Origin of the sequence: Gracilibacillus dipsosauri (assembly GCF_003176895.1) — a bacterium.
GTDB classification, from domain to species: domain Bacteria; phylum Bacillota; class Bacilli; order Bacillales; family Amphibacillaceae; genus Gracilibacillus; species Gracilibacillus dipsosauri.
Map to the genome: position 1 here is coordinate 191010 of NZ_QGTD01000004.1, position 25647 is coordinate 216656.

Below are 25647 nucleotides of genomic sequence, written 5' to 3' on the forward strand. Positions count from 1 at the left end.
ACATACTTTAACATCAGAGTGCCTTCTTCGATTGGAAACCTGTGTTAGCTTTTTGAGCAAAGTGAGATAGTGCTGGATGTTTTCTTAGTCTGTATACCAAAACGGAAGCAAAAATGGCTTTTATCACATCTCCCGGTATAAATACTAAGCTTAGATTTACTGCCTTTAATACAGGTATGTCCATCATGTATGCTTGAATCGGAGTTCCTACTAAGTAGATGAGAAGAATCCCCACTGTGAGATTGATCCATAGCACATATTGTAATTTCATCGTTCGAAAGTGTGATAATAGATATCCAATACACCAAGCTGTAATTGGCCATGAAAGGATATAACCAACACTTGGCCCGGCAAATACACTTAGTCCCCCTCGTCCTCCAGATAGTAGTGGCATTCCTACAGCTACCATGCATAAAAAGACCAGCTGGCTCATCGCTCCTAATCTAGCACCTAATATTCCTCCTGAAAGTAGGACACCTAGTGTTTGTAGGGTAATCGGAACGGGTGTGAAAGAGAGTGTAATCGGCGGAACTAGTCCCATAGCTCCCATTACGGCAGCAAACACTGCTACTAAGGTAATTTCTTTAATTTTCACTTGTTAATCTCCTAACTATTCTGATGTATTCTTTTCGGTTTTATCTTAAGCAATCAAGTTAAATATGTCAACCTTTTGTTATAAAAGGTTGACATATTACTTCTGTTTTTATAAGGGCTATTTTACTAATTAGCTAGGCTTCATTCATCATTTTTCTACTATTCTTTGACATTTTGTTCCACTTCTTATTATGATAGATTTATAGGTTATTTTTGGTAATGAAGGGGGTAATTGTAATAAGAAAACAATCAGTTTGAATGAGCAAAAATGGATCGAAATTTCATTTTATAGGAGGAGAAAATGATGAAAAAATTTTTATCTGTATTATTCGTTAGTATTGCATTTATCCTTACCATTTCGACATTTGGACAAGCTTCTAAAGTCGAAGCCGCAACAGATACCCCGGTTGTATTCGTTCATGGCTTAGGTGGTTCCGATACGAATTTTGCCCTTATCAAACGCTATTTAAGAACACAAGGCTGGGATAGTGATAACCTTTATGGCATTGACCTTCCAAGCAAGCAAGGAAATCAAGAACTTAATTCCGCTGCCATTAGAAATTTTGTTGATAATGTTCGAAATGAAACAGGTAGTGATAAGGTTAACTTAGTCGGTCATAGCATGGGAGGAGCCAACAGTTTATATTACATCTTACATAAAGGTGGCGACTCCAAGGTAGACAAGCTAGTCACATTAGGTGGTGCAAATCGACTCACAACAAGCTTTGCCCCGAGCGGGATTGACACTACATCGATCTATTCCACCAATGATTTAATTGTTCGACCATATCTTTCTATTCTATCAGGAGCAGAGAATATTGCGGTTTATGGCGTCTCTCATATTGGATTATTAAATAGTTATCAGGTTAATCAGCATTTGAGGGGGGCGTTGGGGGAGTAAACGAAAAGAGAGTGGGACAAAACTAAATAGATAGAATGACAATCCGAACAATATTCTGACCTAGCGTAGTCATAATACGGAGACTCCAGTAGGAACAGCACGAGCTGAAGATCCACTTTGTAAAGTGGTTTTCTTTGCAAAGTTAGCAGATCGCCGTGCCCACGGAAAGCGGAGTATTTTGACGGTGGTGGTTATAGTGCAGAAATCTCAATGTTCGAATTTTCCCTAATTTATTACTCTTTTGTCCCAGCCACTTCCTTTAACGATCAACGATTAACACTCTCCACAAACTTCCTCGCCGCACGTGATAAGGGGACATTCTTTAAATAGCAAATACCAATACTCCTTTTCGGGATTTGCTCCTCCAGCATCACCTCATACAGATCGCCTCTTTCTAAATAATCATTGGAAAATTCCTTAATGATACAGGAAATCCCGAGATTAATTTTAGTGAATTCCAAGACGAGATCATAGGACCCTAGTTCAAATACTGGCGATACCTGATAACCCCTTTTTTCAAAAAAATGCTCGATATACATACGCGAATTGGACTTCTTCTCTAAAAAGATTAAAGGCAATCTCATTAAAAACTCTAAGCTAATTGGTTTTTCCGTAATTTTTTTGTATTTCTCTCCACAAACGAAGATATCCTGAATCTCCTTACATGGCATCACTTGAAGCTGCTCATCCTGGATTGGCAAATTACAAATGCCAACATCTGCCTTACCTGATTTAATAAAGCTACAAATCTCTGTTGTCGTACCATTAATGATATTTAATTTAATGCCTGGATACCTTGCATGGAAATCCTCCAAATAGGGCAGTAAAAAATAACGAGAAATCGTATCTCCCACTCCAATCCGTAGCTCCCCTGTTTTCAATGTTTTAAATTCTAGCATCTTATCCTCAGCGACATGAATCATTGATAACGCTGAGTCCACATGGTCATGTAACAGCTCTCCTTCACTCGTTAAGACTACACCCTTAGACGTTCTGTTAAACAGTTTTATGTCTAATTCCTTTTCGAGCTTTGAAATCGACTGACTAACGGCAGACTGTGTCATATATAGTTCCTCTGCTGCTTTAGAAAAGCTTTTGTTACGACTTACCACATGAAAAATACGATATAAATCCAATTTGCCAATCATATAACTTCTCCTTATACCATCTATTATTAATCTTAATTTTACTAATATCGCTTCACAAGGTATAGTAGCATAGGGATGAACAAATAGAAAATATTTGAACACTTAGAGGAGAGATTAGATTGGAAAGAACACTTGGAACAGTTGTACGTGGTCTTCGTGGACCCATTATTCATAAAGGAGATAACATCGAGGATATTGTCGTGAATACCGTATTACATTCCGCAGAAGCTGAAGGGATCTCGATAGAAAATCGAGACATTGTAACGATCACAGAGTCTATCGTAGCTCGTGCGCAAGGGAACTATGCGACAATTGACGATATCGCAACAGATGTCAGAGAAAAATTCCAAGAGGAAACCGTTGGGGTTATTTTTCCTATTCTTAGTCGTAATCGATTTGCGAATTGCTTAAGAGGCATTGCAAGAGGAGCTAAAAATGTTGTCTTGATGCTGAGCTACCCATCTGATGAAGTAGGTAACCATCTTGTAGACCTCGATGAATTAGATGAAAAAGGAATTAACCCATGGACTGACGTCTTAACAGAAGAAGAATTTCGCAAACACTTTGGTCATAAGAAGCATCCATTTACTGGTGTTGATTATATTGACTATTACAAAAGCCTAATCGAAGCCGAAAAAGCAACATGTAAAGTAATTTTCTCCAACAATCCGAAAACAATCCTAGACTATACGAAGAACGTATTAACCTGTGATATCCACTCACGCTCTCGAACAAAACGCATTCTAACAGATAATGGTGCACAGAACGTATATGGTCTTGATGATATCCTTGCAAAATCGATTAATGGCAGTGGCTTTAATACAGAGTATGGCCTCTTAGGCTCCAATAAAGCAACAGAGGAAAGTGTGAAACTATTTCCGAATAACTGTCAGCCTATAGTAGATGGCATTCAAGCCAAAATCAAAAATGAAACAGGGAAAACGATCGAGGTCATGGTATACGGCGATGGGGCATTCAAGGATCCTGTCGGTAAAATTTGGGAGCTTGCTGATCCGGTTGTATCACCAGCATACACTAAAGGATTAGACGGTACACCAAATGAAGTCAAGCTAAAATACCTTGCGGACAACAACTTCGCAGACCTTAAGGGAGATGCGTTAAAGCAAGCTATCTCAGAATATATCGAGAACAAGAATGAAGATCTCGTAGGCGCGATGGAAGCACAGGGCACTACTCCTAGGAAATTAACAGATTTGATTGGTTCGTTATCCGATTTGACCTCAGGTAGTGGGGACAAAGGAACGCCAATCGTTTATATTCAAGGATATTTTGATAATTATACAAAATAAATGCTAGTAAAAAGAGATGCCTCGTAAGAAGAGGGATCTCTTTTCGTTTTAGCCAAGAAGCGAATCATGATATCATAATAGAATCTAAGTGTTGGAGTTGAATGTTATGAATAAAGGCTTCCAGAAGAAATACCTTCTCTATTTACTTGTCTTCCTCGGCTTTATTGGTTCCATGCTATTCGTCTATCATAACCATGATTTCTATGAACGGACGATACTTAAAGTAACCGAAACAATCGAGACAGACCGTATAGAAATAACCGACAACTATGAAAATAAAGACTATCTCGTTACCCAAAAAATTACGGCGGTTATCCAAAACGGGGAAGATAAAGGGAAGACGATAGAGCTAGAAAATCAATATTCGGGATCACAGGCCACCCATTTCCAACTAAAAGAAGGAACGGAGTTTTTTCTAGCAAAGGATGGTAGCTCTGTTGGTGACATAAAAAGGGATAAATATCTCGTATTAGTTGCATGGCTATTCATTATCATCCTGCTCCTTGTCGGTAAAAAGCAAGGTGCATTATCTGTTGTCAGCCTTGCAGTGAATGCCGTTATTTTATCGGTAGCACTAGATATTTATATCCGCAATTCTGATAATAGCCTACTGATCATTTGTGGAATAAGTATTATTCTCTTTACTGTCCTTTCCTTAATCATGGCTAGTGGACTGAACGAAAAAACCTATACCGCGATTATAGCGACATTGCTTAGTACTTTTGCCTCTCTATTAATTGCCTATGTCGCATTATTAGTAACGAAGGAGCAAGGTATTCGCTATGAAGAGATGGCTTTTCTCACAAGAAACCCGCAAATCATCTTTATGGGTGGATTGTTAATTGGTTCATTAGGGGCAGTTATGGATGTGGCAATCACCATGTCTTCCTCTATCTTTGAATTATTCGAAAAGAATAACGAGATTAAGCTAAGTATATTAAAAAAATCCGGTCTTGAGATTGGAAAAGATATCATGGGCACGATGACGAACATTTTGTTCTTTGCCTATGTCAGTGGAACCATCCCAGCATTACTGTTGTATTTCAAGAATGCATCTCCACTCGGGTTCACCTTATCCATGAACCTATCTGTGGAACTAGCTCGCGCGCTAGCTGGAGGGATTGGGATCGTATTAACGATTCCGATTACGCTTTATATTTCGATTTTCTTTATTAAAAGAAAGCAGGCGAAGCTATGAATGTATTAATTCTATTAGCAACAATTTTATTTATTCTGATGGCGGTTGTTGGTGGGAAAAAAGGGATCAAATCCTTTATCGCATTGTTATTAAACTTTGCCGTCGTCATTGCAACTGTCCTAATGATGAATGATCCTAATGCGAACCCTATTTTACTTACATTAGTTGCCTGTGGAATCATTAGTGCAATCAGCTTATTCTATATCAATGAGATCAATAGTAAAACAAAAATGGCTTTTCTGGCGACGATTATAACAAGCTTGTTATTACTAACCTTTATTTTTTTCATAACAGAAAAATCGATGATTTATGGGTTTAGCGAAGAAGAATCGGATTCCTTGACGATTTTTTCATCACGTATCGGAATTGATTTTGTTAAGGTTGCTACTTCCGTTATTATTATGAGTACCATTGGAGCGATTGTCGATACGGCCATTTCCATCACTTCGCCAATGCGAGAAATCCACGAGCAAAACCCTGATATTACAAGAAAAGACCTTTTTATGTCGGGAATCCGGATTGGCAGAGATATTCTTGGGACAAGTAGTAACACCTTGTTCTTTGCCTTTTTCGGTGGATATATGGGGCTAATTATTTGGTTCAAGGACTTGTCCTACTCCATGGGAGAAATCGTCAATTCCAAAGTGTTTAGTGAGGAGATGATCACGATTCTTACAGCAGGCATCGGAGTAGCATTAGTGATTCCTATTGCTGCAGCGATCACTGCCTATCATCTCGTCTCCTTCAAGCATTCAAAGGAGTAACAATATTGGCAGTAGGCTGTTTTCGTTATATACTTAACATATCTTGAAAAAACGTAGGTTGTGATAAAATGCCCGAAAATAATATAGAAGTTATCATGAGAGAAATGCTCGCAATCCAACAGAAATCTCGACGTTTTGCTGACATGCTATGTGAAGGTGAATCACTAGCCCAAACTCAACTCATTCTCCTGATCCAAATGAAAATTAATAATGGGATGAAGGCCTTCGAAATTGCAGAGTTTTTAGGGGTTACCCCCGGAGCAGTTACTTCTATTTGCGATAAATTAGAAAAGCTTCAGCTCATCCAACGAGTCAGAGAAAGCGAAGATAGACGCGTTGTCAAGATGATGCTAACAGAAGATGGTGAAGCAAAGGTTCACGAGCTATTCTTGAAATTTCCTCAAGAGGAATTGGCGGAGATAAAGAAGGTGCTGTTAGAAGTGAGTCATTTATTGAGTAGTGTGTTTTAAGGAATGGTATAGTAGTAAAAGTAATACTATTGCTGTAGCTGGCATTCCTTCACCTCTGTTCCTTGTATGTAAAGATTCATTACATGTGAGCTTAGTATAAGTGTTTAATATTACCTCCATAGAAAGTATATAACTGTTTAAGTTAAAGGGATAGTCAATGAAGTAACAAAACGTTGAACACTATTCATAGTATATAAGACATTTGTTAAAAACCCTATAATCGGGTATAATATATTTAGAAAATCATATACTATGAAAAACCGCAGACGCTCCAACGTCTACGGTTACAATAGACCGAACCCCGATAAGAGGGGCGGCGCATTAAGAGTGGAAATAACCCCTAATAGCTACCAGGCATATGAGGGGTTATTTTTTATGTGAAAACGACAGTATAGCCACAACAAGTGATGCAAAAGATATGCAAAGCACTAGGCTTTCGAAAACTGTCACAGGCGTCACCTCCCTTCTTGAACATAGTTCAAAGAAGGTATTACAGATGCGCCACCCCTCATATGAAGTCGATCTATCGATAAATCTATTATAACATGTTAGAAATCTAAATAGAGAATTTCGACATAGTTTTTAGTAGCATTGATGACTTTCAACATGATTACATTTCGTATTTTTCTTGAAATGTGTTAACCCTTGTTCATTACCTGCCATTCATCTTCTAAAATGCTCATTTCCCACAAACTCCAGTACTCGTCACCTATTTTTCTGATTTCTCTTAATAACCCTTCTTTTTTAAATCCAGCCTTTTCATAGCAAGCGATTGCTGAAGTATTAAAATCAAAAACACCGAGGCTAACTCTATGTAAATGAAGTTCATCAAATGCAACTCTAAGAATTTCTTTCATCATTCGTACACCGATTCCTCTACCTCTTCCATTTTTGTCACCAACTAACACTTTTCCTACCCTTGCCGACTTGTTGTTTCTGTCAATGTTCCCCAATGAGATATGGCCTATAACAGACCCTGTTTCCGTATTTATCACACTACAAATTAAAGCATGCGAACTTTCCTTGTTTGCATCTTTGAGGTAATTCTCCAATTGTTGTTCCGTTAAGGGGAAGTTAAAATTAGGACCTCCCCATTGGAGCAAGAATTGCGGGTTCTCCACCCAATTAATTAATTGTTGAAAATCTGATCGTTTAAAATATCTTAATTTAATCTCCATAAATGCCTCCTTGCATTCTAAAAAAGTAGAGGAGAACTTGCTCCTCTTATCATCTATGTTCTTTGGCTGGTTGTATATCAGGATCTAGAAATGTTAAAACTCCTTATAGAATGGGTGACTATTTTCATCCAGACAGTATTCAATTCTTTGCCTAAAATTTCCTACAGTCACCATTTCTAATGCTTGTTCAATCGGGTAAAATCCAACTTCCAAACTTTCTGATGAGGTTGTTAATTTCCCTCCTACTGGCTTAGCTAAAAATAATGTATTACAAATCGATTTTTTTACATTCTGAAAAATTCCACAAAACCTTAAATCTGCAATATCAATACCTGACTCCTCTTTAGTTTCCCTTATTGCAGCCTCTCTTAAAGACTCGCCTTCCTCCACTTGTCCACCTGGCATTTCCCATCCCCTCTTGGGTCCTTTGATTAATAGAATTTCCTTATCATCATTGAGTACAATTGTTGCAGCTGAAACAATGTGTTTTGGTGGTGTAATAATTGGTTCTCTTTTATCCAACAAAAATCCCTCCTTTTTCAACCAGTAATGTTGAATAATTTTCTAATTATCTTATAACGTTAACATATTATTCGACACATAATATTCGACTTCGTTTGCTTAAGTATAGTTTTTTTCAAACTCTATTTTTTCAATTCAACTAAATACTAATCTTATCGGTTATCCAACCTTCAATAAAATGTTTTAATGAAGCTGCAGCCCAAGTTCGACTATCATCCTCGTGACTCCATTCTATTATGTCAGTTAAAATTTATTGCTTTAGTGTAAGAAGTAATTGTAAAAATCAATATCACGTACAAGTTTATATATGATGGCATTACGGATCTATATCTAATTGCTTCTTCACATACAATGAACCCTAACCCCTTGTTTATTTTTTCTTTACAGGGAAATAAAGTTCAACAACATTGTCGGTGGCATTAGTACCTTTGAAACTTTCATCGGTATATTCAAAACCAAACGAATCTGCTAGTTCATAGCTTGAGTTTGGTAGCCATGTTTGATAAAAATGGTTGTACGCTTCTCCGAGTCCAGCCACATGACCCGTGTAGGTAATTACAGCATAAGTATGTGCAGGTATTGTCTTTCGTACAAAATCTTCGGGAAGTTCCCCGTGACTATTTACTTCTACCCCAGCGATCCATTGAAATTCATCAGTTGTGGGATTGTAATTAGGTGGATCAATAAACATTCCAAAACCACCTTTTCCACTCATTATCCCCGCCAATTCACTTACCCTGTTTTCAAAAAAATCATTCATTAATTTTGAAATAGTCGAATTTGTTTTGGTATCTTCTAATGTGGTCGAAACGGACACTCCAGCAATCGTAAAAAGGCCTTTTTTCTCCATTCTTATCTCCATTTTCTGTTCCCAACCCCTTCAATTTTATTTCACTTAATGATCACTTAATTGGTTTTGTAATAGGTTCAAATTCTTCTGAATATGCCATCCTAACGTCACTTCCGATAGTACCTCCCTATCGTAAAAAGCAGCGTGTATATTCATGGTTAATTGTCTCCTCATTCACAGTTTATTTATCATAAAATATTATTAATATTAATTTGATTTCTTGTATTAGGGGCTTTTTTTAGTATAGAGGCTTTTTCCTATATAATGATCTAACAAGAAATTGATTCAGCTATAATTATTGATCAGGTATTTGCTAGTTCATCTTTTATCAGTGAAATAAAGTTAGTGGTGGTTGTTAAATATTCTTCATCACTTCTCGTACAAAGTCTTATCGGATGCTTAATAAAAAGATTTTTAACAAAAACTCTTCCAAGCTTACCGTTGTACAGGTCATTATCCACTGCAAGTGCAGAAACTAGTGCAGCTCCGTAGCCTGTTTTGACAGCTTCAATCGATTCTCTCAGTCCCTCCATTTGGATGAAGGATTTCGGCATTTCAAGGTTAACTGCTTCACATAAATTGATGACACTTCTTCTTGTAGCACTTCCTTTTTCACGTAAAATAAAAGGTTCGTTCATAAGCTCCTCAAGTGTAACTTCTTTTCCTGCTAATCGATGTTCACTCGGCACAATAAAAATAAGCTCATCGTCAAGTAAAGTGTGCGATTTAACCCCTTCTCCCTTCTGTTCACTATAAACAAAGGCCACATCTACAGAATAGTCCAGTAGTCGTTCAAAAGTCCAATCCGTGTTTCCTTTATACACTTGAACATCTACTAAAGGGTATTTTTGCTTAAATTTCACAATCCAACGTGGTAGGACTGTGCTTGCAGGTAATTGGGTTGAACATATACGCAAACTTCCTCGTTTTCCAGTGGAATAATCAGCCATCTTTGTTTCAATTTCTGCCTCCAGAGCGAAGAGGCGTTTTGAATGATTAGCAAGTAATTCACCTGCCTCCGTTAATTGAATGGATCGTCCACTCGAGGTAATCAGCTTCATTCCCAATTCCTGTTCTAATTTGCGGAGCTGAGCTGTCACAGCAGGCTGACTAATTAAGAGACTCTCTGCTGCACGTGTAACACTACCGAATTTAGCTACTTGCGTGAATATACGCAACGCATGGAGATTCATCTTGACCCACTCCATTCATAAATAATATTGATGATTAAACAAAAAATATATATTAGATTTATTGAATGATTTCCTTTATTTTAGAATAAGAAGCTACTATTCGTAAAGGTGGGAGTAGGATGAAGAAGATAACAAAGGATTTATTAAAAGACTTAAAATCATTAGTCGGCCCTTTTCCAAAATTTTATCCAAAAAATTTGCCCGAATACCCGTCAGACTTATTCATAGAATGGTTGAACATCGCCATTGAGGAAGGGGTTCATGAACCTCATGCGATGACATTATCCACTGTTAACGAGAAGGGTGCTCCTGACGCCAGAGTATTGATCCTAAAGGATGTGAGCCGTAATAGATGGTATTTTGCAACATCGGCCACAAGTAGAAAAGGGGAGCAACTGAAACGAAACCCAAATGTTGCCTTAACTTTTTATTGGTCGGAAATTGGCAGACAGGTTCGGATACGTGGTGTAACTTCTGAAATGTCAGCAGATGCGAGTGCAAAGGATTTTTTGGAAAGATCGGATGAGGCTAGGGCAGTCGCTTTAATCGAATACCAGAGTAAAGAATTAATAAAACGCCAGACTTTAGATGATGCTTTATCAAAAATAAAGAAACTTGTAAAAGGAGCTCCTGATACAGTAAGCGCTAATTGGAAGTTGTACTCAGTCGCTGCAGACGAAGTTGAATTCTGGCAAGCGGATTCAGAGCGAAAACACGTTAGGGTACAATATCAGCGTAATGATGAACATTGGGGACATCGTTTGCTGTGGCCTTGACTCACAAATTCCTTTTAATTTAAGGAAGCTATAATGACAACTTACTAGGGGCTGTCCAATTAATTCCGTCCATTCATTTTAGCTCTATGCATGATAAAAGACTGGAAGAGTAGGTTATTTCCTACACAGAATCCAACATTGCCCAAAAGCTATTCCCACTGATTGCGGCCTTTAGTTAAAAATATTAATGGATACTAGAGTAGTGGAAGCCGTTACTTGAATAGATAGAAGTTCTAAAATAACTTCTTCGGTTTATTATTAATAGATTGAAGAACTGCTTTTATTTTTTTTGTATAAGCCCAAAACCAATTCCCGTAGGATCAACTAAATAGGCAAGAAAAAAATCACTGAACTCCATTTTTTCTCTAACTACTAGAGCACCATTCTCCTTTGCCTTAGAAATAGTAACATCTATTGAATCAACTTCTATTTGGATACGTGTGCCGTGTGGATAATCACTTGGACCCTTACTTATTCCACCGTTAATTCCCGTGTCTGTTATGCCTTTATCTGTAGATACACCCCAATAATCCCAGTTTGGTTCAGAAAATTCCCATCCAAATACCTTAGAGTAAAATTTTATTGCTTTTTCAGGTTGCTGACTACTCATTTCAAATCCAACGATTTTCCCCATTTATAATTCCTCCCAATTATTTAATAATTGATTACATTATTTACAATCAAACAGGTCCCTTCTCACAAGTGAATTCTCAATTACACTTGACCCAAATAGCTTCTTGTAATATTAGGAATGACTATATTCCCATTGTTGCTATACTTTTCAAATAAATTAGATAATGCGGAAATAAAGGGATTATACTCCTTATCAGTCTTTTTTGGGGAATAGGAGGCCGATAAATACCTGCCTAAAAATCCAATTAAATTTAGTTGCAAGTCATTTCGAAAATTTTTGAAATCATACTTTCCATCTCTAAAGAAATCCTGAAATGGAATCGGAGTTTCCTCTATACCTCCACTAAAACCTTTAAAATTTGGGCAGTACTTTTGGCAAATATCAGCACTTTCCTTGTTTATATCACTTGCACCATCCCGACTATTCCATACAAGATTCACGTTCGCATCCTGTTTCAAAATCCGTTGACATTCTAATCTAAACTGCTCGATATCGAACCAGTGAAATGCCTGTGCTACTGTTATTAAATCTAGACTACTATCATTTAAGGTCGTTTTTTCAGCCACGGCATCAACCGAAATAAAATGGGAATCAGGCTTTAAAGTTTGTTCCGCTAGTGTTCTCATATCATCATTTGGTTCTACCCCGATAACAGTAAATCCTTTATCAAGAAGCTGCCTACTTAATATTCCAGTCCCCGAGCCAATATCTGCTATCATACAATTCTCATTTAAATCAGCTTCAGAAATTAAATATTCAATATATACAGAGGGATAGCTGGGGCGATATTTTGCATATACTTCCGCTTTGTCTGTGAATTTATCTATTGATTTCATAAAAACGACTATCTCCTTTTATTTTCCATTTCTACTTGTATTAATTCTTCTTCATTATTATGAATTCCTTCTCATGGATAAAGCTTCTGCGATTTTATCACCAATAATGGAATGCATTATTCTTGAACCCATCATTCTCCTCCCCCTAATAAATAATCTTTTAAACAAGAAAACTCATATGATAACGCTTTCATTTATGTGTAAAAGTTTTTACATTAAATTGCTCCGTTAACTAAGGGTTAACTCTTAAATTCTAACATATTGTCCCAATTAAAATTATAAAAGATCATCAAAAATGATTAGGACCCTTTTCTTGCCTAAATCAAACAAAAATAAATACTTGTTCAATTAAAGCACCAGTTTGTTGAACAAGTATTATTTATTCTCCTTAATTGTCTTTCTCAAAATTTCATCAACTAACCAGAAAAGAAATGAGGCTATTAATGTTATTACAACAATAAATAGATGTTCAAAAAAGAAAGAAAGAACTAATCCAACAATAAGACCAAAAATAAGATGAATCAACAGTGCCTTTTTATATCTTTGTTTGCCGTATAAATTCTTTGTTAAATAATCAGATAAGATAGATACTGGCAAGCCAATAAAAAATATAAATGGAGCTGCACCCAGAAGAAGAATACCAAGTGCAGCAAAAAACTTATCGTAGTTATCCATTATTGCAAAATAAAAGTTAAAAAATAATCCAGTTAACAAAGTGGTTAAAACAGATCCTAAAAATTTCCTTAGCAACATTAAAGCCCCCAATAAAACAAATTTCATATTGTCTTATTAAACATAACTGCCCGTTGTCCACTCACTCTATATTAGCATAATATTCCATTATTTCATTTTAGATTTATGCCAAGATAAGAGACGCTCATTTGATGATCGTCTAGTTGAAATAACTTATATAAAATACACCATTAAGTCCTCATCATAGTATTGCCCGTTAAATTTTATTGCATTTCGCTCGGTTCCATAGACCTTAAACCCGATCGATTCATATAGTTTCTTGGCAGATTGATGATTAGACACAACTGTTAAATGTATTTGTTCTACTCCCTCACACTTTTTTACGGTTTTTATAAGTTCAAGAAGAAGTGATTTTCCAACTCCTTGTCTCCTGACTACTACGTCCACATACATACCGAAAACATTTCCTTTATGAGCCATTTTTTCATTAGCTTCTCGTACAAAAGTAACCATTCCACATAATGAACCTTTTTGATTAAAAGCGCCTAAAACAAATTTGTCCTTTAATGGTTTTACTCTGTCTATGACTGTTTCGATTGAAAATTGCACTTCTCTCTCATATGTTGAAGCAAATGCCCCAGGATCGGTCTTCAAAGCATTCAATCGTAATTCTTGATAGAGAAGCGCATCAGCTTCATTTAATACACGAATATTCATCCTACTTATCCTCTTTTCCATTGTATTAAAGTATACAGCCCATTTAGGTAGATTTGACTATCGTCCCCTGATGAAAGAATATTTGCCACCTACCATCGATAAATTTCCAAACGGTGCTTCGTAATGTGTCTTTTTTTTGTGTTAGGTCTTTCACTCGATAGGTAGTTAGCACCGCCTCTGAAGATAAGGGATGAATTTCGAAATCGTAAAGAGACAAGTCTCGAGCTCCAACACCTCCCGCTTCCACACAATCCTTTTTATAAAAGACTTTCCCCGAACTTCCGAACTCAAAAAAGTCATCTGCCAATAATTTTTCAAAAAACTCACTAGATGTCCGATTTTCCTGTTTTAAATGACTTTGCTCCAATTCTAGTAACGTTCTGCCAAGAGCATCTTTATCCATTGTCATTTTTGCAACACTCCTTTGGTACCAAAAATGTTCATACCTTTTTTGATGTAGCTTTTATTATAAGGAAGTGAGGGTTTGTCATGAGATAGTCATAAGATTCTTCATTTGCCATTTTCATTCTCTCTTGTGGTTTAGGTTCAATCAACTTATCGAGATCGAAAATTTGAATGGTTTCATTTACGATGCTATTTAGAGGTCTTCTGTAAAAGCTGACATCAATTGTAATATTAGGTTTATTCCAGGTATCTGATAATAATTGGGTATTAAAGTAATCCTCACAATCAAATCTTGTAAAGTCCATAAATGGGTGATGAACGGAAAATAAAAAGGTTCCGCCTGCTTTTAGAATACGGTTAAATTCTTGAAATGTGGAAGTCCAATCCTTTAGATAATGAAGCGTGAGCGAGCTTACAATCACATCAAAGGAATCATCCTTAAACGGAACAGGTTCTTGAAGATCGTGACAAAGAAATGTCCCTTCCCCCCTCAAACGTCGATTCGCTGCCTTCACCATTTCAGGACTTATATCTACACCAGTGACTATCGCTTTACGTTGCCATAATTGCGAAGAAAACCATCCAGCAGAACAACCAGCGTCAAGCACCCTTTTTCCCTTTAATGCAGAGGGCAAAGCTGCTATCATAGCTGGGCGTTCATAATAAGCGTTATAAGGACTGCCCTCGTCAATATCGTTCTGATAGGTAGAGGCTAACTTATTATAAATGTCTCTTGTAGTATTACTCATTTCATTCCCTCCTTCATTTTTTTATGCTGCTCTTCTTCCCCCCCTAACCAGCGTCGCTAACGAAACAAGTATCCCTTCAATTATACTATATGTTTCCATTATATAATTCACCTCCATGTTGATTAGCTCTTAAAATATCTGTTATCAAAGCCCGCTTGACAAAGTAAATAAACTATATTTTAATGAGTATATATTTCAATTATTAAAATATATATTAATTAAACAAGGAGATTGCCCGTAGATGAAAAGTGCGAGAAGTGCCAAATTACGTAGCATAACCTATACAAGTGGATCTAATCTCGAATTACCAGAAGAGTATGATGTATTAAAAATACGCGGGTCTGTTTCGATCCTTTCAGCTGTTCACTTAAACCGCATTTCAACCCATGGTTATGGTTTATTTCGCTCTCAGGTTACTGTAGAGGAGCTACACAGTTCGGGAGCTTGTGTCCTAGAAGACTGCTGTCAAGCCAAGCAGTTGTTGAATAATGGAAGCTTAAAGCTAGATACCGGCCACATAACATCTGTAGTCAGTTCAGGGAATTTAACCATCAAGTACTTGCTCAAGACAGAGGATTTAAGCGCTATAGGCATGATTCACGGAAAGGAAATCCATGCAAAGCAATGTCTATTAAAGCTATCAAGTGAAAGCAAAATCGAACGATTGGTCACAGAAAAAGCACAGATATCAAAGGACCAAAAATCGCTCTCCTTATTGAAAAAAAGACTCCTTTGCGAATATATAAAAGGGCAACAGCTGTACCTTTCCTACACTCATGCAGATATCGTGGAAGGAGACACTGTCATCATCGATAAAAATTGTAGTATTCACACGTTATATTACACAGAAGATTATCGGATTTCACCAAAATCAGAAGTTCACCAAGTCATAAGGAGGGAGAAATAGTGATAGTACTAAGATGGTTCGTACGCTTTTGGTTACTACTCTCCATTCCAGTGCTATCGGTTCTTTATGCAGGACTCTTAGTCAGTGCGATTCTTATTATTCTTGCTGGTTTATTTCGAACATTTGGCTTTGAGCAGATCAAAATGAGCATATGGCCAAGTGTGGAGCTTCCGATTATGTTCAGCATCCCTTTGTCATTAGGTGTTTCTATTCTTCTTTTCATTGCTTCTTATCACATCGGAAAATCGATTCGATATTGTATGGGGAAATTAGCAAATTAATTGGCATAGCTTGTCTCCCTTCTAGCATATATTTAGAATAACGACTAGTTAAGGAGGGCTTTTATGCCAAATAAACTATCCTCTCATCAGCTGATTAGATATATGGTTGGTTTTGTCTTTATTGTCTCTGCCATTATGAAGCTAGCCATTGCTGACTTTACCAGTGCGTTTATAAGCTTTGGAATTCCTTTTCCGGAAATAACCGTCTGGATTGTAGGAATAACAGAATTAATAGCTGGTGGTTTAATATTAGCAAATTATTATGTAAAAAGAGCCACCATTCCATTACTAATCATTATCGTCACCGCCATTATTCTTACAAAAATACCCATTCTACCAACTGGCGTCTTTTCCTTTCTCTTTGAAGCGAGATTAGATATTGTTATGTTTATTCTTCTCTACATTCTTTGGAAAAATGAATATTAGCTTTTGTTGTGATCCTCACAAAATTTTACTATATTAGAGTTAGAATACAAGTAGAAAAAGAGGGTCCGTTATGATGAATGCTGATTTGATCCAAAAGGTGAAAGAAAAGCTAGATAATAGGCAAAGGCTGTTCCTATCTCCCCATCCATTGCTACAAAGATATATCTCCTGTTATGTCTTTTATATGAAGCCAAATCCTTATCACAGTGTTATAACGACAACCTTGTCTATTATTCCCGACGCAAGTGGCTGTATCGTCTTCACTTGCTACGAGGACCGGATGCAGGGCTTGCTTTGGGGACCAACAACAGAAGTGAAAAAGGTAGAAAATAGCTTGGCTGACCGCACTTATTTTTTTGTAGAATTTTTACCAGGCGGCTTACGGGCATTTACCGGCATGGGCCTTGCTGAATTAAGGGACAAAGTCGTGAATCTTGAAGATATCAACAAGAAGCTTTCGGTGAGGATAATGGAAGCCTTACGATCCACCACCTGTTTAAGCTCATTTGCTTCCAGAATGAATCATTTATTCCTCCAGCTACATGAACACCATTCCAATTTAAATCCGCTTATTCTATCCAGTATGGAATATATTCTACAGCATGAAGGGTCAGTTCGAGTAAAAGAGGTTGCGCACAAGCACTATATTAGTGAACGTCAGCTACAGAGAAGTTTTCAACAGCATGTAGGCATCAATGTAAAAAAATATGCATCCATTGTCCAGTTCAATCAAACGATTCATCGATTAAAAAGGAAGCAAGATCTCCCCCTCTCTTCGCTAACCAATGCCTCAGGTTTTTTTGATGAATCTCACATGATCTCTACCTTTCACAAAATGATTGGCTTAACCCCTAGAACCTTTAAAGAAAACATGTCGGATTTTTACAATGATGCACATAAATTTCCGTGTAGAATCTAGAAAGGGGTGATAGTATGAAGGAAAGGTTAAGAGAATACTGCAAAGCACAAACAGGCTGCCAGGAGAAATTTATCAAGGACTGGAATGCCTGGAACTATACAGTCGGGGGAAAAATGTTTGCAATAATTGGCAAGGACAAAGAGAAGCGGTCCATCATCTCCTTAAAAGGGGATCCTGAAAAGTCCGAGACACTTCGAATTGAATATGAGGCAATTAATCCAGGATATTACTTAAACAAAACCCATTGGAATTCCATCTGCTATGAGAACCAAGAGATCACATTTGAATTCATTCAACACCTTATTGACGAATCTTACTCCTTAGTGTTTCCATCACTACCAAAGAAAAAACAGAAGGAGATCCAGTCAGGGTGACTATATAACAGTCGCCCTAGCTTTACTCCTCCTGTCTAAAAATTCTCTCACTTATTTCTTGAAGAAATTTTGCCCACTTTTCCTGAAATTCTGGTTCCTCTAGCGTATGTCCTGTAATCATTTGGGTGACATTATCGTAGAGTAGCGGATAAACAGTAAGACTAGACATCATTAAGGTAATAAGCGCAGGATCTAATTCTTTTGGTACTAGTCCTTCCTCTTGTTTTTTTACCATGTCCGTATTATAGGAATGTAGCACCTTTTTTCTCGTTTCATCCCCATTCGAATCCTTCGGCATCTTCTCCACTGCCTCCCAAGCAGTGTACTTCAGGAAATCTTTTAAATGATCGATATTCACCTTTAACCGGAAAGCCGCGATATCCTCAGGCTTCGTCGGCAGGGTTAAATTACCTGTAGGGACTGCAGATACGAAATGATCGATTATCTGGTTAATCAGATCATCTTTTCCGTTAAAATAATGATAAATAAGCTGCTTTTTCACGCCCGCTCTTTTAGCAATCGACTCGATTCTTGCACCATTATAGCCCTTTTCGAAGAACTCTTCCTTCGCAGCCTCCAATATTTTCTTTCGGGTACGTTCCGCATTTCGTATTTCACCCATTGTTGTCATCCACCACCCAATTTCTCTTTATGTATGCCATCATAATCACCTACTTGTGAAAAGTCAACTATGCTTTAGTCTGAAAAGAAATGTATGATTAGGAAAACTCAATAGAGTGAAAAGCGACTAGGATTTCTTATTATTCGAGTTAAATCCCCACATAAATAGTTTTACAATTAATAAAGTAAAAACTGCTTGTATAGCATTTTCTCCCCAATTAAACATGCCTGAAAGAATATAATCTAATATAACCAAAAAAGCAAAATAAGCAATAGAAAACAGAATGAAAATCTTAATTTCCCGTTTCAACTATTCACACCTACCCTTACTGAGTTAATAGAATTTTAATTCATTAATACCAAACGTAAGCAATAATAAGCAAATCCAAAAAAAAAAATAAAAATGAATATTCTATTCTATATGTCCAAATAATATTGGAAAGTTAAATACTTAATGGAGGTCAAAACAGTGGAAACAGAAAAAAACATAAAACTAACTTCTGCAGAACTTTCCCAACTTTGGGCTTCTTATCAAAATGACAGTGGTTCTATATGTGTGTTAAAGCATTTTTTGAAGACCGTTGAAGATGCGGATATTCGTCCAATTTTAGAACATGCCTTGCAGTTATCTCAAACTCATATCCAAAAACTGACTTCCATTTTCACAAAAGAGAATTACCCATTACCAAAAGGCTTTTCAGAAGATCAAGATTTAAATGTAAATGCTCCACGCTTGTTTACCGACAATTATATGCTACAGTTCATGAAGCAGATGGCTCAGATATCACTCAATGCGTATAGCGTTTCAAAGTCTTTATCTGTCCGTTCAGACATTGACCAATTTTATGGGCAATGTCTGGCTGAGGTGAATGATATGGACACAACGGTTAAAAAAATTCTATTGGAGAAGGGGCTTTATGTACGCTCACCATATATCCCCTATCCTGAAAAAATAGACTTTGTTAAGAAACAAAATTTTCTAACAGGTTGGTTTGGTGAAAGAAGGCCACTGTTATCATTGGAAATAACTAATCTTTATGCTAATTTTCAACGTAATGATTTAGGGACTGCTACTTTGATTGGTTTCAGTCAAGTAGCAAAATCACAAAAGGTTGGACAATTCTTTATACGAGGAAAAAAAATTGCCTCAAAGCATAACGAGATATTCGGATCTATATTACGGGAAGATAATCTTCCTGTACCAATGACTTCAGATACTTATGTTACAGAATCGAAAATCTCTCCATTCTCTGACAGCTTAATGTTATTTATCGTCACTGGCTTAATCGCATTGGGGATTGGATATTACGGTACAAGTATATCCACTAGTTTAAGGCGTGATTTAACAGCACACTATGATCGATTCATACATGAAATTCTGAAATATTCGGAAGATGGTGCGAACATCCTTATTGATAACGGCTGGTTAGAGGAACCCCCAATTGCAAGTGATCGTGATGAATTAGCGAAGAAAAAGTGAATGATAAAGTTAAGATGCTTTACACAAAATTAACTATTTTCAATTAAAATGGAGGTCATCATATTGGACACCCAACACAATAATATTAAGTTAACAGCAGCAGAAATTTCACAAATTTGGGGAGCATATCAAAATGCCACTATTTCAAAGTGTTTTTTTCAATATTTTTCAGCAATCGTTGAAGATCAGGATATTAAAGCCCTTGTACAACACGGTTTAGAACTATCAGAATCCCATATTGAACAACTAACTGCCTTCTTTAATAATGAAAGCTATCCTGTTCCTCAAGGATTTACCGACAATGATGTTAATGTAGGTGCTCCACGATTATATTCAGATAGCTATATACTATACTATTTATATCAGTTGGGAAAATTAGGCATTAATGCTTTTAGTGTGGCTGTTGCACTATCAGCAAGGTCTGATATTCATACGTACTTTTCTCAGTGCCTTTCTGAATATACAAAATTTCATAAGATGGTGACTGATTTATTATTAAATAAGGGACTTTATATCCGTCCACCATATTTGCCAACACCAGATAAAGTGGAATTTGTGAATAAGCAAAGTTTCCTTACAGGATGGTTTGGTAATCGTAGACCATTAGTTTCTTTAGAAGTTACGAATCTGTATGACAATATTCAGCGAAATGCATTAGGTGTATCAACCCTAATAGGGTTTAGCCAGGTGGCTAGCTCAAAAAAGGTGAGACAATATATGGTGAGAGGTAAAGAAATTGCAGCGAAGCATGTTGAAATATTTGGCTCCATTTTACGTGAAGATGACTTACCTGTTCCAATGTCATGGGATATGGAGGTAACAGATTCAACTGTTTCCCCATTTTCAGACAAACTGATGATGTTCCTAACGACTGGTTTGATTGCAATTGGAATGGGTTACTACGGAACAAGTATGGCAACAACCTTAAGACGTGATATCCAGACCCATTATGGTCGTCTAACTTCTGAAATCGGAAAGTACGCCGAGGATGGGGCTAATATTATGATTGATAACGGCTGGATGGAGCACCCGCCGAAATCGGCTGATCGAGACAAGTTAGCAAGAAATAAGGATTAGAAAGATCATGAATTATGGAGTACCGCTCTTTTAGGATTGGGACAACTCCTCAATAGGAAATATTTAAAGGGGACTTTATTGATTATATTAGAACTTTTTATCAATGTGCTGGGAAATTTTAAGAAATTATTATTTTTAGTTTTCAGGGTAATATAGAAATGGCCATTGAACAGCCTAGCTACCAATGGCTCATGTTCTATCTGTGTTTGTCGGATGCTAACAAATATCACATATAAAACAGAGCTTGATCAAAAAATCCTATATTTTAGGATTTTTTATTTTGGGTTTTTGTAACGGTATATAAATCTAGAAATAAAACGAGCCAAATCCTAGTCTAACTAAATACTACTTGACATAAGGTAAGTTATCTTTTATCATTATTTTAACTTACCATTTGTTAAGTTAAAATTTAAGGAGTGATAAAAAATGACATTTAGCCCTAGCATGACGTTTATTAACCTTCCTGTTAAAGACTTAGAAAAATCAATGAACTTCTTCAAGCAAATTGGATTTTCGTTTAATCCACAGTTCACCGATGAAAACGCTGCCTCTATGGTCATCAATGACAATACCTTCTCCATGCTACTAACAGAAGCACATTTTCAAAATTTTACCGATAAGGAAATCGTGAATGCAACAAAGCAAACAGAGTGTTTAGTGTCCTTTGCGGTTGAGAGCAGAGAACAAGTAGATGCCATCATTAAAAAGGCGATTGCTGCTGGCGGTAGCTATGCATCTGAGCCACGTGATTATGGCTATATGTATCAGGTCGGTTTCCAGGATCTTGATGGGCATATTTGGGAAGTATTCCACATGGATCAATCAGGGAATGCATAATTCAAACAAGCGAGAGTAAACTATCCGTGCACTCTCGCTTCTTTTCTAATCCAATATCATACCACTTAGGACCATCATAGCATTGAATAGCATATGCCAGATTACAGCTGGAAGGATACTTTTCGATTGGACCGTAATAGCTCCAAAGAAATAGCCACCGATGCTAAATAACAGACAGCCCCACCAAGAGAAGCCTAACGAATAATGCTGTAGGCCAAATCCAATGCTCGTTATCCATACCGCCCATTGATTGCCAAAAAATGTAGAAAAACGATAAAGAAGAATACCTCGCCAGATCATTTCCTCTAGCAATGCATTAAGGATAGAAAAAAGGAGCAGAAAACCCCAAATACCTTGAACCAATTTCTCGCTATGGAGCACAACAAACGGTAAAAACATGAGAAAATTCATGATCATCGCAACAACGAGAAATACACTAACGGTTGTTTGACGGAAGCCGTACCATATAAATGGTATTCGAACGACTTCCGTCCATTGAGGCTTCAGCCAACCATACATGAAACGCTGTCTATCAATAAGAGATAAAACTATGAATGGGAGTAGGAGAACAAGCAATGACAGCCTATTAAAAATTATCCGTATTTCCTGGGCATTTATTTCAGCGATCCATAAAGAATTTACATAGCTATATAGAAAAAATCCAATAGCAAAGGTGAGTGTTGTCGCGATAAAGGGTCTCATCTTTTTATTGATTAGGCTATACCCTACACCTATTCCCCAAACGATCATTAGTAGATAGTTGTGTAATTGTAGGAAGATCAGAAGTGTCGCGAATAAGATCATGGATAAAACAGACCGCGCTGTGCTGTTTGGAAATAAAGGTGTATCATTCATTGATGGGATAGCTCCTTTTTCTTAGCCGTAGATTCTTCTATATAATTCCCTTCTGCGTTCCTTTCGTCTACTTTTATAGCCTTGCTTTTTCTCTTTCGGTAGCGTATCTTCTGTTGGTTTATTTTTCTCATTTTTTAATTTCATGATTTTATCTACTGTCTTTTGTTGATAATTTGTCTTCTTTCTTTTCCTTTGTTTTACTTTTTTCTTTGGCTCTTGCACTTCCTCACTTTTCACTGATTCTACAGTTTTCTTCGGTTCTTGCACTTCCTCACTTTTTGCTGGTTCTACGGTTTTCTTCGGTTCCTGTACTTCCTCACTTTTTGCTGGTTCTACGGTTTTCTTCGGTTCTTGTACTTCCTCACCTTTTGCTGTTTCCAACGGTTTTTCCTGTTTGTTCGCTTCCCTTTTTTTCTTTTTCCTCTTTATTTCCGCTTCTACCTTTTCCTTAATCATCTCCGTTGCGGAGTTAACCATCTTTTCTACAGGAATTCTCTCAACTATAGAATTAAGTATGGAATCCTTTTTAGAGTCTTCTTTTCCTAGCAAAGTCGTTTGTTTCTCTATCTCTTGTTGAATAAATTGATCCCATTCCTCGTCATTTGTCTGATTGGAAACGGTCAAAAGCCCTTCTTGCTCGTTCTTATTACATTGGGTTTTCCCTTGCTTCTGATCCATGATTGAAAACCTCCTTTTATAGTTGGAATTCATTTATTTCGTTGATTATCTCTCTATGTATTTTATGAAATAAAATGATTCTTGTTTAGACTGTAGTGGATTTTATAGAATAATAGATTATTACCTAGAAAATCTAGGGTATGTATACATATACTGAATTAGTCTAAGAAAGCAAGGGTGAAGTAGAATGCAAACAGATAGCATGAGAATCGGTGAACGAATCTTATTCATTCTAGGCATGAGCCTATGTGGTGTGTTGTTTTTCGTATTGGTAGTTGGTGTGATGGTGGCACTGCTTATATCGTGGATGAACGAAGAAGAGGAGGAAATCGTCAAAACAATAGAGCCCCCTTCCGAAAACCCGAAAAGAATCGTGCGCAAGCGTTGACGTATCCTAAGGAGGCGATAAAATTGTCGAAGAATAAAATTTTTACAGAAATGCTAAGATTCATTCGTATGAAATTTAGAATGTTTACCGAGAACTATAAGACAGCCGTAAAGAACGGCGCAAGCGTTGCAGGGAAAGACATCAAAAAAGCGGTAGAAGATCGTGATCAACCCTTTGAAGAGATCGTATGGAAATCCTTTGAGGCCTTTAAGAAAGGTGTATTATTTGCCGCAAAGCAATTGGTCGATTTCGGTGCAGAGGAAGTCGATCCAATGAAAGAAAAGTCTAATAAAAATAAACGTCATTAAGCAAACTCCTCTTATGTAAAGGACTGACACAATAGGATGCCCCACATCCTAAAGAGCCAGTCATTCTCTTTCGCTTTATTCTTGCTTGAACTCTTGCTGCAGACGATGTGCCAGGAGATCTGGATGGTAATATTCAAGCATTTGAATCCCCGGTTTACGACCAAAATACATGAAGTACCTTTTGTAAGGTATGGGATGGTGTAGATCAGGAAAGCGGATCTTAATCGGCTTTTTAAAAAGATCTATTGCATCCTCTCCGATGATGAATCCGGAATCGGCAACATCCCTAAGGGAACGGATGCCAAGTGAGCTCATCACTTTACCAATTCCTTGCTGCCGATGAGCAATGTTTTCAAATAAAGCAGGGGGGACATGCGTTGAATAAATAAGGGCAATGTTGTGTGAAACGACAAAGCCACTCTTTTCACCGATTAAGACGGACTCTCTTACATAATAGGGCCCTCCTGAGAATTCACCCATTATGTTTGCGTCTTCCGTGATCTGTTCTTGCCGAATCACTTCCACTCTCACCTTCTCATTCATTATCAGCTCTAACAAATCTGTTGTTCGTCCATCCGTCACGAGAAGTAGATCAAGTAATATTCGTTGTAATACGTCGGACGCCTTACGTTCAAACTGTGAGTCTACCATATTCTCACCTCCGTCACCTATGGTGTCAGGATCAGTGGCAGAAATAGAACATTCTTTATTGGTACAAGCCGGATTCACGAACCCCTTCCCAGAACGCTTGGAACTCATCCATCGTGAGCTGCTGCTTTCCGTCTGAAAGAGCATTTTTTGGATCTGGGTGTACTTCCACCATTATTCCATCTGCCCCAGCAGCAAGTGCTGCTTTTGCACAAGGTAGGAGTATATCCTTTCGACCAGTCGAATGGCTGACGTCCACTAGCACAGGGAGGTGGGTTTCTTGTTTTAAGATAGGAACAGCAGAAATATCAAGCGTATTGCGCGTTGCCGTCTCAAAGGTACGAATACCACGTTCTATCAACATTACCTGGTCATTTCCATGATGCAGAAGATACTCTGCTGCTAGCATAAACTCTTCTAAAGTAGCGGAAAGGCCACGTTTTAGCAACACTGGTTTTTTTGTTTGTCCAACCGCTTTGAGCAATTCGAAATTCTGCATGTTACGAGCACCTATTTGAAGGATGTCGATATATTTAGAAGCAACATCGATTTGATCAGGACTCATAATTTCGCTAATCGTCACCAATCCCATTTCATCTGCAACATCCTTCATTATCTTTAATCCATCTTCACCAAGCCCTTGGAAACTGTAGGGAGAGGTTCTCGGTTTAAACGCTCCCCCGCGTAGCACTGTCAGTCCCGCCTTTTTTAATGCGGAACCAACTGTTTCTAGCTGCTCCTTTGATTCGACCGAGCAAGGTCCTGCAATAAGTGTTTGCGAGTCACCACCAATAACTGCTTGCTTCACTTTAATGATGGTATCCTCATTTTTATGGTCACGACTTACAAGAAGTGGCGACTTTTTTGACTGAGAACTCAAGGTAAACACCCTTTCTAACTATTGATCTCT

General features: G+C 37.3%; 34 protein-coding genes. 16 read left to right on the plus strand and 18 right to left on the minus strand.

Annotated features, from left to right (window positions below; all coding sequences use genetic code 11):
• Nucleotides 1-13: 13 nt before the first annotated feature.
• Nucleotides 14-595 (minus strand): biotin transporter BioY, encoded by a 582-nt coding sequence (locus tag DLJ74_RS02645; protein WP_054788149.1) that lies wholly within the window; start codon nucleotides 593-595, stop codon nucleotides 14-16.
• Between the two features lie 303 nt (nucleotides 596-898).
• On the opposite strand from DLJ74_RS02645, the gene DLJ74_RS02650 reads away from it, so the two are divergent.
• A complete protein-coding gene (locus tag DLJ74_RS02650; RefSeq protein WP_245902242.1) occupies nucleotides 899-1495 on the plus strand; it encodes an esterase/lipase family protein in 597 nt (198 codons plus the stop codon).
• Between the two features lie 266 nt (nucleotides 1496-1761).
• Here the strand turns inward: DLJ74_RS02650 and DLJ74_RS02655 are convergent, their stop codons facing one another.
• A complete protein-coding gene (locus tag DLJ74_RS02655) occupies nucleotides 1762-2643 on the minus strand; it encodes a LysR family transcriptional regulator (protein WP_109983245.1) in 882 nt (293 codons plus the stop codon).
• Nucleotides 2644-2762: 119 nt separating this feature from the next.
• Between DLJ74_RS02655 and DLJ74_RS02660 the strand changes: the two genes are divergently transcribed.
• The 4 genes from DLJ74_RS02660 to DLJ74_RS02675 all read left to right on the plus strand — a co-directional run bounded on the left by DLJ74_RS02660 (nucleotide 2763) and on the right by DLJ74_RS02675 (nucleotide 6385).
• Entirely contained in the window at nucleotides 2763-3953 is a 1191-nt protein-coding gene (locus DLJ74_RS02660; RefSeq protein ID WP_054788150.1) for a coenzyme F420-0:L-glutamate ligase, read from the plus strand.
• A 106-nt stretch (nucleotides 3954-4059) separates the two neighbouring features.
• Nucleotides 4060-5151, plus strand: a complete 1092-nt coding sequence (locus DLJ74_RS02665) for a YibE/F family protein (RefSeq protein ID WP_109983246.1) — start codon at nucleotides 4060-4062, stop codon at nucleotides 5149-5151.
• Nucleotides 5148-5915, plus strand: coding sequence for a YibE/F family protein (locus tag DLJ74_RS02670; RefSeq protein ID WP_109983247.1), 768 nt, complete (start codon nucleotides 5148-5150; stop codon nucleotides 5913-5915). The genes DLJ74_RS02665 and DLJ74_RS02670 overlap by 4 nt, the downstream gene beginning before the upstream one ends.
• Nucleotides 5916-5983: 68 nt before the next feature.
• Nucleotides 5984-6385: a MarR family winged helix-turn-helix transcriptional regulator gene (locus DLJ74_RS02675; RefSeq protein WP_109983248.1), complete on the plus strand. Its 402-nt coding sequence runs from the start codon at nucleotides 5984-5986 to the stop codon at nucleotides 6383-6385.
• Nucleotides 6386-7023: 638 nt separating this feature from the next.
• Here the strand turns inward: DLJ74_RS02675 and DLJ74_RS02680 are convergent.
• The 4 genes from DLJ74_RS02680 to DLJ74_RS02700 all read right to left on the minus strand — a co-directional run bounded on the left by DLJ74_RS02680 (nucleotide 7024) and on the right by DLJ74_RS02700 (nucleotide 10128).
• Complete coding sequence (locus tag DLJ74_RS02680; RefSeq protein WP_109983249.1) at nucleotides 7024-7563, minus strand: GNAT family N-acetyltransferase; 540 nt, start codon at nucleotides 7561-7563, stop codon at nucleotides 7024-7026.
• 93 nt (nucleotides 7564-7656) lie between these two features.
• Nucleotides 7657-8085 carry an NUDIX hydrolase gene (locus DLJ74_RS02685; protein WP_109983250.1) on the minus strand — a complete coding sequence of 143 codons (429 nt, stop codon included), beginning with the start codon at nucleotides 8083-8085 and terminating at the stop codon, nucleotides 7657-7659.
• Nucleotides 8086-8455: 370 nt separating this feature from the next.
• Complete coding sequence (locus tag DLJ74_RS02695) at nucleotides 8456-8935, minus strand: GyrI-like domain-containing protein (protein ID WP_181397414.1); 480 nt, start codon at nucleotides 8933-8935, stop codon at nucleotides 8456-8458.
• A 302-nt stretch (nucleotides 8936-9237) separates the two neighbouring features.
• The gene (locus DLJ74_RS02700; protein ID WP_181397415.1) at nucleotides 9238-10128 is read right to left on the minus strand and encodes a LysR family transcriptional regulator; all 891 of its coding nucleotides are present in this window, start codon (nucleotides 10126-10128) and stop codon (nucleotides 9238-9240) included.
• Nucleotides 10129-10247: 119 nt separating this feature from the next.
• Between DLJ74_RS02700 and DLJ74_RS02705 the strand changes: the two genes are divergently transcribed.
• On the plus strand, nucleotides 10248-10904 hold the full coding sequence (locus DLJ74_RS02705) for a pyridoxine/pyridoxamine 5'-phosphate oxidase (RefSeq protein WP_109983253.1): 657 nt from the start codon (nucleotides 10248-10250) through the stop codon (nucleotides 10902-10904).
• Nucleotides 10905-11184: 280 nt separating this feature from the next.
• Here DLJ74_RS02705 and DLJ74_RS02710 read toward each other — a convergent pair whose 3' ends face one another.
• The 6 genes from DLJ74_RS02710 to DLJ74_RS02735 all read right to left on the minus strand — a co-directional run bounded on the left by DLJ74_RS02710 (nucleotide 11185) and on the right by DLJ74_RS02735 (nucleotide 14938).
• A complete protein-coding gene (locus DLJ74_RS02710) occupies nucleotides 11185-11538 on the minus strand; it encodes a VOC family protein (protein ID WP_109983254.1) in 354 nt (117 codons plus the stop codon).
• Between the two features lie 80 nt (nucleotides 11539-11618).
• Nucleotides 11619-12374: a class I SAM-dependent methyltransferase gene (locus tag DLJ74_RS02715; RefSeq protein ID WP_109983255.1), complete on the minus strand. Its 756-nt coding sequence runs from the start codon at nucleotides 12372-12374 to the stop codon at nucleotides 11619-11621.
• Between the two features lie 375 nt (nucleotides 12375-12749).
• Nucleotides 12750-13124 carry a hypothetical protein gene (locus DLJ74_RS02720; RefSeq protein ID WP_146202421.1) on the minus strand — a complete coding sequence of 125 codons (375 nt, stop codon included), beginning with the start codon at nucleotides 13122-13124 and terminating at the stop codon, nucleotides 12750-12752.
• A gap of 156 nt (nucleotides 13125-13280) precedes the next feature.
• On the minus strand, nucleotides 13281-13784 hold the full coding sequence (locus DLJ74_RS02725) for a GNAT family N-acetyltransferase (protein ID WP_109983257.1): 504 nt from the start codon (nucleotides 13782-13784) through the stop codon (nucleotides 13281-13283).
• Nucleotides 13785-13827: 43 nt separating this feature from the next.
• Nucleotides 13828-14193 carry a nuclear transport factor 2 family protein gene (locus DLJ74_RS02730; RefSeq protein WP_425454560.1) on the minus strand — a complete coding sequence of 122 codons (366 nt, stop codon included), beginning with the start codon at nucleotides 14191-14193 and terminating at the stop codon, nucleotides 13828-13830.
• Between the two features lie 31 nt (nucleotides 14194-14224).
• Complete coding sequence (locus tag DLJ74_RS02735; protein ID WP_109983258.1) at nucleotides 14225-14938, minus strand: class I SAM-dependent methyltransferase; 714 nt, start codon at nucleotides 14936-14938, stop codon at nucleotides 14225-14227.
• Nucleotides 14939-15179: 241 nt separating this feature from the next.
• Here DLJ74_RS02735 and DLJ74_RS02740 point away from each other — a divergent pair, with 241 nt between their 5' ends.
• From DLJ74_RS02740 to DLJ74_RS02760, 5 genes are all read left to right on the plus strand, one after another.
• Nucleotides 15180-15845, plus strand: a complete 666-nt coding sequence (locus DLJ74_RS02740) for a hypothetical protein (RefSeq protein ID WP_109983259.1) — start codon at nucleotides 15180-15182, stop codon at nucleotides 15843-15845.
• On the plus strand, nucleotides 15845-16126 hold the full coding sequence (locus DLJ74_RS02745) for a hypothetical protein (RefSeq protein WP_054860022.1): 282 nt from the start codon (nucleotides 15845-15847) through the stop codon (nucleotides 16124-16126). The genes DLJ74_RS02740 and DLJ74_RS02745 overlap by 1 nt, the downstream gene beginning before the upstream one ends.
• Before the next feature lie 63 nt (nucleotides 16127-16189).
• The gene (locus DLJ74_RS02750) at nucleotides 16190-16552 is read left to right on the plus strand and encodes a DoxX family protein (RefSeq protein ID WP_054860021.1); all 363 of its coding nucleotides are present in this window, start codon (nucleotides 16190-16192) and stop codon (nucleotides 16550-16552) included.
• A 70-nt stretch (nucleotides 16553-16622) separates the two neighbouring features.
• Nucleotides 16623-17471 carry a helix-turn-helix domain-containing protein gene (locus tag DLJ74_RS02755; protein ID WP_109983260.1) on the plus strand — a complete coding sequence of 283 codons (849 nt, stop codon included), beginning with the start codon at nucleotides 16623-16625 and terminating at the stop codon, nucleotides 17469-17471.
• A gap of 14 nt (nucleotides 17472-17485) precedes the next feature.
• Nucleotides 17486-17845 carry an MmcQ/YjbR family DNA-binding protein gene (locus DLJ74_RS02760; RefSeq protein ID WP_109983261.1) on the plus strand — a complete coding sequence of 120 codons (360 nt, stop codon included), beginning with the start codon at nucleotides 17486-17488 and terminating at the stop codon, nucleotides 17843-17845.
• A 22-nt stretch (nucleotides 17846-17867) separates the two neighbouring features.
• On the opposite strand, the gene DLJ74_RS02765 is transcribed toward DLJ74_RS02760, so the two are convergent.
• Nucleotides 17868-18467, minus strand: coding sequence for a TetR/AcrR family transcriptional regulator (locus tag DLJ74_RS02765; protein WP_109983262.1), 600 nt, complete (start codon nucleotides 18465-18467; stop codon nucleotides 17868-17870).
• Between the two features lie 126 nt (nucleotides 18468-18593).
• Complete coding sequence (locus tag DLJ74_RS02770) at nucleotides 18594-18776, minus strand: hypothetical protein (protein ID WP_109983263.1); 183 nt, start codon at nucleotides 18774-18776, stop codon at nucleotides 18594-18596.
• Nucleotides 18777-18935: 159 nt separating this feature from the next.
• On the opposite strand from DLJ74_RS02770, the gene DLJ74_RS02775 reads away from it, so the two are divergent.
• The 3 genes from DLJ74_RS02775 (at nucleotide 18936) to DLJ74_RS02785 (ending at nucleotide 21860) form a co-directional block, all read left to right on the plus strand.
• Complete coding sequence (locus DLJ74_RS02775; protein WP_245902243.1) at nucleotides 18936-19946, plus strand: DUF3231 family protein; 1011 nt, start codon at nucleotides 18936-18938, stop codon at nucleotides 19944-19946.
• Nucleotides 19947-20009: 63 nt separating this feature from the next.
• Nucleotides 20010-21023 carry a DUF3231 family protein gene (locus tag DLJ74_RS02780; RefSeq protein ID WP_245902244.1) on the plus strand — a complete coding sequence of 338 codons (1014 nt, stop codon included), beginning with the start codon at nucleotides 20010-20012 and terminating at the stop codon, nucleotides 21021-21023.
• A 426-nt stretch (nucleotides 21024-21449) separates the two neighbouring features.
• Nucleotides 21450-21860 (plus strand): VOC family protein, encoded by a 411-nt coding sequence (locus tag DLJ74_RS02785; protein ID WP_109983266.1) that lies wholly within the window; start codon nucleotides 21450-21452, stop codon nucleotides 21858-21860.
• Between the two features lie 45 nt (nucleotides 21861-21905).
• On the opposite strand, the gene DLJ74_RS02790 is transcribed toward DLJ74_RS02785, so the two are convergent.
• Together DLJ74_RS02790 and DLJ74_RS02795 are read right to left on the minus strand one after the other, a co-directional pair.
• Entirely contained in the window at nucleotides 21906-22715 is an 810-nt protein-coding gene (locus tag DLJ74_RS02790) for a CPBP family intramembrane glutamic endopeptidase (RefSeq protein ID WP_109983267.1), read from the minus strand.
• A 21-nt stretch (nucleotides 22716-22736) separates the two neighbouring features.
• Complete coding sequence (locus DLJ74_RS02795; RefSeq protein WP_054860012.1) at nucleotides 22737-23393, minus strand: hypothetical protein; 657 nt, start codon at nucleotides 23391-23393, stop codon at nucleotides 22737-22739.
• 187 nt (nucleotides 23394-23580) lie between these two features.
• On the opposite strand from DLJ74_RS02795, the gene DLJ74_RS02800 reads away from it, so the two are divergent.
• Complete coding sequence (locus DLJ74_RS02800) at nucleotides 23581-23781, plus strand: hypothetical protein (protein ID WP_109983268.1); 201 nt, start codon at nucleotides 23581-23583, stop codon at nucleotides 23779-23781.
• Between the two features lie 23 nt (nucleotides 23782-23804).
• On the plus strand, nucleotides 23805-24089 hold the full coding sequence (locus DLJ74_RS02805; protein WP_054860011.1) for a hypothetical protein: 285 nt from the start codon (nucleotides 23805-23807) through the stop codon (nucleotides 24087-24089).
• 75 nt (nucleotides 24090-24164) lie between these two features.
• Here DLJ74_RS02805 and DLJ74_RS02810 read toward each other — a convergent pair whose 3' ends face one another.
• Together DLJ74_RS02810 and DLJ74_RS02815 are read right to left on the minus strand one after the other, a co-directional pair.
• Entirely contained in the window at nucleotides 24165-24818 is a 654-nt protein-coding gene (locus DLJ74_RS02810) for a 4-hydroxybenzoate synthetase (protein ID WP_245902245.1), read from the minus strand.
• The gene (locus tag DLJ74_RS02815; protein ID WP_109983269.1) at nucleotides 24796-25617 is read right to left on the minus strand and encodes a bifunctional 3-deoxy-7-phosphoheptulonate synthase/chorismate mutase; all 822 of its coding nucleotides are present in this window, start codon (nucleotides 25615-25617) and stop codon (nucleotides 24796-24798) included. Before DLJ74_RS02815 ends, DLJ74_RS02810 begins: the two co-directional genes overlap by 23 nt.
• Between the last annotated feature and the right edge of the window lie 30 nt (nucleotides 25618-25647).